Here is a 6,715-nt window from a genome sequence, read left to right as displayed (position 1 = left end):
GTCGTCCGGCGCGAACTCCACGATCTCGCTGAACACGCGCCGCGCCTCGCGCTCGTCGCCGAGCCGCAGGTACAGCTCGCCGATGGCCGTCCGCGCGCCCGCGTCGGCCAGCGCCGCAACGACGTTGCAGAACGGGTAAATCCGACCATCATTAATGCCAGTCGCAAGCGAAGGATTGCTCAGGGGAGTGGTACGAGTGTTCAGGAAGTGAATCGGTTGCTGAAGCAGTTTGAAGATTTTCGAAAAATCTGGAAGCAAATGAAAAGAGGAAAAGGTTTTTCGTTGTTTGGTAGGAAACCCTTTGGATGGGGACTATGAAGAAAGGAGCGTTGGAAGAATGGCAGTGAAGATGAGATTAACACGTGTTGGTCGGGCGCATGTTCCGCATTATCGAATTGTGGCCGTTGATTCTGAAGAAGCGAGGGATGGAAAACCGATTGAAATCCTGGGAAATTATTCTCCGATCATGAATCCCCCGGTTTGGGCTTTGAAATGGGATCGAATTGAGTACTGGCTTTCTCAGGGTGTTAAGCCTTCCGATAAGGTGAGGAATATTCTCCGGAAGGTGCGGCGGGAGGTTATTTCGCAGTGAAGGAACTTGTGGAGTACATGGTGAAGTCATTAGTTGATGATCCGGAACGTGTCAGTGTTTCCGAACTTGAAGGGGAGCAGTCGGTGATTTATGAAGTACGGGTGGCTCCTGAGGATATGGGGAAAATCATTGGAAAGCAAGGAAGAATTGCCAAGGCAATGAGAACTATCGTCAAAGCAGCAAGTGTGAAAAGCGGAAAAAAAGCAGTGGTGGAGATTCTGGAATAGCCCTTTTCATGCATGTTCTTTGTTCTGGTTGGTAAAATTGTGGCCTCTTTTGGCCTTCAAGGCTGGGTGAAAGTGTTCTCATTATCGGATTTCCCCGGCCGTTTTTTATCTGGTGCCTGGTTGTGGATAGGGCACCCGGAACAAGGATGGAAAGAGATTCTGGTGGAAGAGGTCACGCCTCGGGACAAAATACTCCTGGTTCGATTTCAGGGAGTCTCTTCTTCCGAGGAAGCGGAATCGCTTCGGGGTCTCTTCCTGGCTGTCCCCCGGGAAGCGGTTTCTCCCTTACCCGAGAATCAGTTCTATCAATTTGAGCTCTTTGGTCTTGTGGTTCGGGAGGGCGAAAGTGAGCGGGGTCGGGTGACTTCGGTCGTAGAGGGTCCTGCCTACGACTATCTGGTGGTGGAAGATAAACAGGGTCGAGAATTCTTACTTCCCTTTATCCGGGTTTATGTGAAGGAGGTTAACCTGAACCAAGGGATAATTCGGGTGGAATGCCCGGAAGGATTCTGGGAATGAGCTTGCGGATCGATATCCTGACCCTCTTTCCTGAGGCGATCAAGGCGTATATTGGAACTTCGATTCTCAGAAGGGCTCAGGAAAAGGGGAAGGTTTTTTTGAAGGTTCACCATTTGCGTTCCTTTACTCTGGATCGGTATCGTACCGTGGACGATTATCCCTTTGGTGGGGGACCAGGAATGGTCCTCAAGCCGGAGCCAATTTTACGAGCTGTACGTTTTATCCAGAGTTATACTGCAAGTGCTCCTCGAGTTCTCGTTACGAGTCCCCAGGGGGCATTGCTGACTCAGAAAAAAGCCTGGGAGTTATCTTGTGATACGCATCTTCTGATTATATGTGGTCGCTATCAGGGGATTGATGAGCGGGTCTTAAAACTGACCAACGCTGAGGAGATCTCCATTGGCGATTACGTACTTTCGGGTGGGGAATTACCGGCTCTGGTGATTGTCGAAGCGACGGTACGTTTGCTTCCAGGTGTTTTGGGTGATAGAGAATCGTTGGAACTTGATTCGTTCAATGATGGTTTGCTTGGTCCGCCACAGTTTACCCGTCCCCGGGTATTTCAGGGCCTGAACGTGCCCGAGGTGCTCCTTTCAGGGAATCATGTTTTGATCGGGCGCTGGCGAAAAGAGATGGCCATGCAAAAGACCAGAAAAGCGCGTCCTGATCTGTGGGAAAAGTGGCGAGAGCAGAACGAAAAGAATGGAAAAAGAGACGGTTCACGATCTTTCTAATTCATCCGTCAACTTGGTCTAATTGTGTTTTAAAGTTTTTTGGCTTTGAACCCTACGTGGTGGGGTCCAGCGTTTTTCTTCGGGAGGGTCTTCATAGAGAGCATTTTTCGCCGTGGGGTAAAAACTCAGCAAAAAGAAAGAGCGCCCGAGACAATCTTTAAAAGCTTTTGGATCTTTTCCTCGTCTTCGCAGCCTTCATTACACCTGTGGTGGCTATGTTTTTTGTATACATAATTCATCTAAGATGCTGATTCGATTTCCATATTTCTTTTTGAAATCTGTTACCAAAATCATGATATCTTGGGATCGATGTAGAGCGTCAATCTTCGCGTTTTCAAGAAAATCCTTCATGACTTCAGAGATATTGCCGTAGGAACGATACCGGTTATTCTTTCGGTCTTGCAAACCAAGGGAAAACAAGAGCTTTCAAAGTGTCTAACTCGCCAGAAACCTGGTTTTATTCCAAGGTCATCGGTATGGAAAATCGTCCCACTGACTTCATTGGTATAATGTTTTTATCGAATTGGTGAGCAGTTCCCCCTCATCGGAGCTTATACTTCAGGTACGGGTCAAAAACGGTGAGGTACTCATCAAGAATGTTCCGTGCTACTTCCAGGTCATCAATCATGGGGTCTAGGGCGAGTGCCTCAAGGGCAAGTTTTTTATCCTCTTCTACAATAGCCCGTACCGTAAGTTCTGTGATGAGTGTCTGTCGCCGGCAGAGTTCGGCAATGGGTTCAGGGAGCTTTCCACAGCTCAAACCCAAAGGACCTTCGCTTCCCAGGACTGCTGGAACTTCCACGATGGCTCCTTCGGGGAGATTGGTAATATACCCAGTGTTTGGGATATTCACCGCTTCTTCGTAACTGTTTTGGTTCTTCAAGATACCTGCAATGATGAATTCTCCTCGCTCAGTTTCAATATCTTCGAGGCGGGAAATGGGGATATCACCGGCAATCATCCGGTCGATTTCCTCCCACATTTTCGCTCTTCCCCGCTCTGCCCAGTCGAAGTCGTACATTTGGATGTCGTATCGTTCCCAGGTTTTCCGGTGCACGTTGTGGGTATAAGGGAGGTATTCACAGAGGTGACAATCCCCAGGGACAGGAAGAACACCGAAAACCTCAAAAAAGTCCATGGTGAGAGGTTCAAAAAGAGGAAGGGTTTTTCGGATTTTGGGGACCCGTTGCCGAATCTCTGGGTACATATCTTTGCCTGTTTCTTTCTCAGTGACTGAGAGCATAAAGGTACAATGGTTGAGTCCAAAAGCCCGGATGAGAAAGCGCTCTTTTGCTTTTTTGCTCATGAGGCGAAAGAGAGCGATGGATTGGTCATTCCAGCGGAAGTTGTAATCTTTGGGAATTTTAAGGCCAAGCTCTTCAGCAAAGAGGGCAGCCAGGATAAAGTATCCGAACTGAATCTGGTGGCAAATGCCAATAGTCTTTATTTTTGTGTACTTAGAGGCAGCAGTGCAAATTTTGGGTACTGGATTGGTGAAGTTCAAAAGCCAGGCATGGGGGCAGAGTTCTTCCATATCGCGAAGGATAGGCATAATTACTGAAAGATTGCGGGCAGTATGAGCAAATGCTCCTGGTCCTCCATTCTCAGCGTAGTGGTTGATTCCATATCGTAGAGCTATTTCCCGATCAAGCCTCCAGCACTTTTCCCGATCAACGGCTATAGAAAGTACTACAAAATCCGCCCCCTCTAAGGCCTCTTTTCTATTTGTGGAGCTTCTGAGGTGTACATCTCCCTTGAGAAGCTCGTTACACTTCTCAGCAAGGCGATGGATTTTTACTAGACCTTCAGCGTTGATGTCATGGAGAAAGAGTTCGACTCCCTGTAAGTCTGGATGTCGCAAAATACCAACCAGAGTCGAAAGCCCAAAAACAGCACTTCCAGCGCCGATGACGGTGATTTTCGGTCTTTTGGTCACAGACTTTCCTCCTTCCTCTTTGGAGCGGTGGAACCTTTAAGGGATAGAGATACCTCTTCGATGATACAGGGTTCCACATGATTCCCCCGGATGAGGCGAATCATAAGTTCCACAAGTCTCTTGCCGATGATTTTTTTAGGTATGTCTACTGAAGTGAGCGGGGGATTCGTGTACTGGGTCAGGTAAGTATTATCAAACCCTACAATCGAGAGGTCTTCGGGAACCCGAATACCCAGGTTTTGCGCTGCTTTGAGGACGCCTAAGGCAGCAGGATCATTGTGAGTTACGACTGCGGTAATTTCGCGGATACCTTTTTTGAGGAATTCAAGAGCAAAAGCGTATGTTTCCTGAAAGGTGAGGTTGAGTTCGACAAGGTAGTGTAAGCTTTCAGGAATTCCCGCTTCTTTGAGGGCTTTTAGATATCCTTGGAATCGGTCCCGGAAAAGGGAAATTTTTGTTGAACCTCCGATGCAGAGGATTTTTGTGTGCCCTAGGGAGAGAAGGTGTTTCGTAGCAAGATATGTTCCGGCTTCATCTGGGAGGATGACCCCTGTTGAAAAGGGTACATCAAGGCTTCCACCGAGAAAAACCATGGGAAGCTGCTTTGAAAAAGCCTTCTTGAGGTATGAGGTACCAAGACGAGTAGCCACAATAATCCCGTCTACAGACTTCTCCTCAAGGTCCCGGAGGTACAGGATGTCGAAGCCCTTTTCGATGGAGGGAAGGAGCAAAAGATGGTAGTCCATGCTTCGAGCTGTGGCTTCGGCAGAGGCAAAAACCTCGATAAAAAAGGGGTTAAAAATATCGTCAATAAGCATAGCAATGAGCTGCGAGGGTTTCTTACGAGGGGGAAAACGCAACTCTATGCCCAGCTCTTCCATTGCCTTGAGGACTCGTTCCTTGAGTTTTTCGCTGACCGGACGTGTACCGTTAACTACGTGAGAAACCGTCGTTATGGAAACCCCTGCCTTTTGGGCGATTTCTTTCAGTGTGGCCACATTTTTCCCTTCTTTGCGAAAAATTTTTGTTTTGCGCAAATTTTACAAAAAACACCACCAGTTGTCAAAAGCCTATTATGCCCAGCGTAGAAAAACCAGGGTTTCGTTCACAGTGCTTTGAGAGAGTGAGAAGCTCTTGCAAAAGGTGGGTATCCCTTAGGTGTTATTGGTCCGGGGAAAACATTAGAGAGAAAAGAGGAGACCCGGGTCAAGTCCGATTTAGGTGTCCATTTCCTCTCTGAGCTCAACAAGAGGTTGCAAGCGAAAAGACTTCGAGGATTTGCCAAAAATAAGATTGTATCATTGCTCAGTCAGGATGGTCCCTTGGTGGAGTCTATTACTGGTTTCGTATGGCAACCGAGTAGTACTGGAACTTCTGGATGGTGAAAGTGGAATGCTCGAAAAGGGATGCTTCGGAATTGTGGAAGATGAAGACGTCGCCCTGGAGGTTCTCTTTCCGGATTCCAAAGCGGTAACGGTCAAAAGATGGCACTGCCCGAAACGGCGCTTTGGGGTTCGCGTAGGTTACTGATTGGAGGAAAACCCTTGGGTCAGTGCGCTCATAAAAGAGGGCAAAGATATAGGGCATGTTCACAGTATCGGTGATATAAATCGTACTTTCTGGTGGGGCCATTTTCAGGGCATACTGAATCGCTTCGCCAAAGGAGGCGAAAAAAGCTGGCCCAGCATTGATGGGATAGGTAAAAAAGTAGCTATAGAGAAAAGAGGCAAAAGAGAGGTAGTAGCAGAGTATGAGATACCGGAAGAATGTTCTGGCATGTTCTCGAAGGAAATTCCTATTGCCGCAAGGCCAATGGCTGGCAGGAAAATGGCATTCATCCGATTCACATTCACCCTGGTTACGATTCCCAAAAACACCCCCACCAAAAACCAGACTACAAGCAGAAACAGAGGATTGAACTGAGTCCGCATTTTTCGGGTACGGAGGGTATGGAAAAACCTAAAAAGAAGAAAGGGAGGACTGAGGAGAAAGAGATATCCGTAGGCGGGGATGCTGTTTGAGGTGAGACCGTCATGTTGGGTGAGGAAAAGGAGATCCAAAAGGTCCCGGAGATTTGTTAGGGATTCAATGAGAAACCGTCCTTCGAAAAGGGATGAAACTGCACCAAACCTGGGGGTCGGCAATCGTGGTATGGAAAAGAAGGGGGTGATGATGGAATCAAGGCCCCGGAGGTTGATGAACACGAAAAGAACCACTGGTATGGCCACCAGGGCAAAGATTGCGTTCCCCAGAAGAAGAACCGGTATCCTCACCCTGCCATGTCGAAGAAGGTAAAGCAATACACAGAGGAGAAAAAGTGGGACGAAAAAGTACGCCGTTCCATAGGCATAAAGAGATAGGGCAAAAACAAGGAAAGCCAACGGGAGGAGAAATTCCCGCTGAAGAGAGCGAGAAAGAAGCCACGTTCCAAGCAACAAAAAGCCAGGGAAAATATTTGACTCTAAACCCCAGCGGGACGTCATAATATGCCAGGGGCTTATGACGAGCAAAAAAAGGGCGATGATTCCTGTGTCTCTATCGGTGAGATTCTTCATCAGGTCGTAGAAGAGAAAAAGTGACAAACACCCTATCAGGGCGTTCAGAAATCGCACCGAAAAGACGTTCAGGCCAAAAAGTCGGATAAAGGGCATGGACAGATATGCGTAGAGGGCGTTTTGCCCACTCCCCCAGGAAACGAAGTGAACTG

General features: G+C 47.9%; 9 protein-coding genes. 5 read left to right on the top strand and 4 right to left on the bottom strand.

Features of this window, described 5'->3' with window-relative positions; translation table 11 throughout:
• The 5 genes from ABDK92_10770 to trmD form a co-directional block, all read left to right on the top strand.
• Positions 1 to 318, top strand: a 318-nt coding sequence (locus ABDK92_10770) for a signal recognition particle protein (protein ID MEN3187085.1), incomplete at its 5' end; no start/stop codon positions are given.
• Between the two features lie 19 nt (positions 319 to 337).
• Positions 338 to 592: a 30S ribosomal protein S16 gene (gene rpsP / locus ABDK92_10765; GenBank protein MEN3187084.1), complete on the top strand. Its 255-nt coding sequence runs from the start codon at positions 338 to 340 to the stop codon at positions 590 to 592.
• Positions 589 to 819, top strand: a complete 231-nt coding sequence (locus ABDK92_10760; GenBank protein ID MEN3187083.1) for a KH domain-containing protein — start codon at positions 589 to 591, stop codon at positions 817 to 819. Before rpsP ends, ABDK92_10760 begins: the two co-directional genes overlap by 4 nt.
• A 12-nt stretch (positions 820 to 831) precedes the next feature.
• Positions 832 to 1,338: a ribosome maturation factor RimM gene (gene rimM / locus ABDK92_10755; GenBank protein MEN3187082.1), complete on the top strand. Its 507-nt coding sequence runs from the start codon at positions 832 to 834 to the stop codon at positions 1,336 to 1,338.
• Positions 1,314 to 2,072 carry a tRNA (guanosine(37)-N1)-methyltransferase TrmD gene (trmD, locus tag ABDK92_10750; GenBank protein ID MEN3187081.1) on the top strand — a complete coding sequence of 253 codons (759 nt, stop codon included), beginning with the start codon at positions 1,314 to 1,316 and terminating at the stop codon, positions 2,070 to 2,072. Before rimM ends, trmD begins: the two co-directional genes overlap by 25 nt.
• Before the next feature lie 541 nt (positions 2,073 to 2,613).
• Here trmD and ABDK92_10745 read toward each other — a convergent pair.
• The 4 genes from ABDK92_10745 to ABDK92_10730 all read right to left on the bottom strand — a co-directional run.
• Positions 2,614 to 4,008 carry a hypothetical protein gene (locus tag ABDK92_10745; protein ID MEN3187080.1) on the bottom strand — a complete coding sequence of 465 codons (1,395 nt, stop codon included), beginning with the start codon at positions 4,006 to 4,008 and terminating at the stop codon, positions 2,614 to 2,616.
• Positions 4,005 to 5,006, bottom strand: a complete 1,002-nt coding sequence (locus tag ABDK92_10740; GenBank protein ID MEN3187079.1) for a LacI family DNA-binding transcriptional regulator — start codon at positions 5,004 to 5,006, stop codon at positions 4,005 to 4,007. Before ABDK92_10740 ends, ABDK92_10745 begins: the two co-directional genes overlap by 4 nt.
• A gap of 337 nt (positions 5,007 to 5,343) precedes the next feature.
• The gene (locus ABDK92_10735; protein MEN3187078.1) at positions 5,344 to 5,640 is read right to left on the bottom strand and encodes a hypothetical protein; all 297 of its coding nucleotides are present in this window, start codon (positions 5,638 to 5,640) and stop codon (positions 5,344 to 5,346) included.
• Positions 5,641 to 5,642: 2 nt separating this feature from the next.
• A partial coding sequence (locus ABDK92_10730; GenBank protein ID MEN3187077.1) for a glycosyltransferase family 39 protein occupies positions 5,643 to 6,715 on the bottom strand: 1,073 nt, incomplete at its 5' end.

Source organism: Atribacterota bacterium, from assembly GCA_039638595.1.
Classification (GTDB): Bacteria; Atribacterota; Atribacteria; order Atribacterales; family Caldatribacteriaceae; genus Profundicultor; species Profundicultor thermophilus.
This window is presented reverse-complemented; position numbering and strand designations above follow the sequence as displayed.

Coding starts and splice junctions, on each gene's coding strand:
- rpsP (MEN3187084.1), top strand. CDS start 338: ATGGCAGTGAAGATGAGATTAACACGTGTTGGTCGGGCGCATGTTCCG.
- rimM (MEN3187082.1), top strand. CDS start 832: ATGTTCTTTGTTCTGGTTGGTAAAATTGTGGCCTCTTTTGGCCTTCAA.
- trmD (MEN3187081.1), top strand. CDS start 1,314: ATGCCCGGAAGGATTCTGGGAATGAGCTTGCGGATCGATATCCTGACC.
- ABDK92_10735 (MEN3187078.1), bottom strand. CDS start 5,640: ATGGCCCCACCAGAAAGTACGATTTATATCACCGATACTGTGAACATG.